At 76.2% G+C, this 1,341-nt stretch carries 2 protein-coding genes; both read right to left on the reverse strand.

The features are described 5' to 3' along the window. Window positions 1-124 precede the first annotated feature (124 nt). Window positions 125-511, reverse strand: a complete 387-nt coding sequence (locus SSNG_RS26310; RefSeq protein WP_007266957.1) for a rhodanese-like domain-containing protein — start codon at window positions 509-511, stop codon at window positions 125-127. Beyond that, entirely contained in the window at window positions 508-1,041 is a 534-nt protein-coding gene (locus SSNG_RS26315; protein WP_007266958.1) for a cysteine dioxygenase, read from the reverse strand. Before SSNG_RS26315 ends, SSNG_RS26310 begins: the two co-directional genes overlap by 4 nt. Window positions 1,042-1,341 lie beyond the last annotated feature (300 nt).

Consider the following 1,341-nt stretch of genomic DNA (forward strand, 5'->3'; position numbering starts at 1 on the left):
GCCGGCACCAACCACCCGAACCGGCCCCCGAACCCGGCCCCCGCCCCGGCCCCGACGGACGGAGGCCGGCGCAGCGGCGCGAAGCCGGGGAGGCCCGCCAGGGCCGAGCCGCGCGAGCGACGCGTCAGAGAGGGGAAATGGGGAGCCCCGCGGCGCGCCACGCCTGGAAGCCGCCCGTGAGGTCGGTCGCCCGCCGCAGCCCCAACGCGTGCAACGACACCGCGGCCAGCGAAGACGCGTAGCCCTCGTTGCAGATCACCACCACCCGCAGGTCGTGCGAGAGGGCCTCCGGGAGCCGGTGGGAGCCCAGCGGGTCCAGCCGCCACTCCAGTTCGTTGCGCTCCACGACCACCGCCCCCGGGATCAGCCCGTCCCGCTCGCGCAGCGCCTGGTAGCGGATGTCCACCAGCAGGGCCCCGTCCAGCGACGCCTCGTACGCCTCCCGCGGACCGACGCGGTCGTACGTCGCGCGGACCCGCTCCAGCAGCTCGTCGATGCCCACGGCGCTCACTGCCAGTCCGCCGGGCGCTCGACGTGCTCCAGCCGCAGCACCGGACCGCTGCGGCTGAACCGGCGGATCAGCGGCAGCGGCGGGTAGTACGCGTGGACGGACACCGCGTGCTCCGAGGCGGACTCGTTGAGCACCTCGTGGACGTGGTGCTCGCCGAAGGCCCGCCCGCTGACCGCGCCGAGGCTGCGGGTGCGGTCCACGTCGGGGGCCAGCTCCAGGCTCTGCCAGCCCTCCGAAGGCAGGCGCACCGTCAGGGAGTGCTCCGTCAGCCGGCCCCGCGCGGTGGCGAACGCGCCCCGGGACTCGGCGTGGTCGTGCCAGCCGGTGCCGGTGCCCGGCGGCCAGCCGATCAGCCAGGCCTCGCTGCCGCCCGGCCCGTCGAGCCGGATCCAGGTCCGGCCCTCCGGGTCGAGGGGCAGCGAGTCGACGATCTCCGGGTCGGCCGCGGTGCGCAGGGCGAAGTCGAGGAGTTCCGCCGCCGTCGGGGCGGACGGGCGGGCGGGGGCGTGCGTGGGCAGGGGGGAAGGCATGGAGGTGACCGTCCTGGGGTTCGCGAAGGTGCGCGCGCCGGCCGGCAGGGCTCAGGGGCGCGCGGAGGGAAGGCGAATCAGCAGGAGGGGCGACACACGCAGCCCGCGTAGCGGAGCAGGTCCATGTGAACCCTCCGCCACAGGCGTACGTCGTTGCCGGTCATGTCCGCGAGTGAACCACGCGCCCCCGAGAACGGTCAATCGATCACGGGGGCGGGTGTGGCGGGCGAGCCCGCCGGGGCGCCCGCCCGGACGGCGTCGGCCGCCGCGTACAGCTCGGCCGGCCGGACCCCCGCGAAG

Origin of the sequence: Streptomyces sp. C (assembly GCF_000158895.1) — a bacterium.
In the GTDB taxonomy this organism is placed as follows: domain Bacteria; phylum Actinomycetota; class Actinomycetes; order Streptomycetales; family Streptomycetaceae; genus Streptomyces; species Streptomyces racemochromogenes.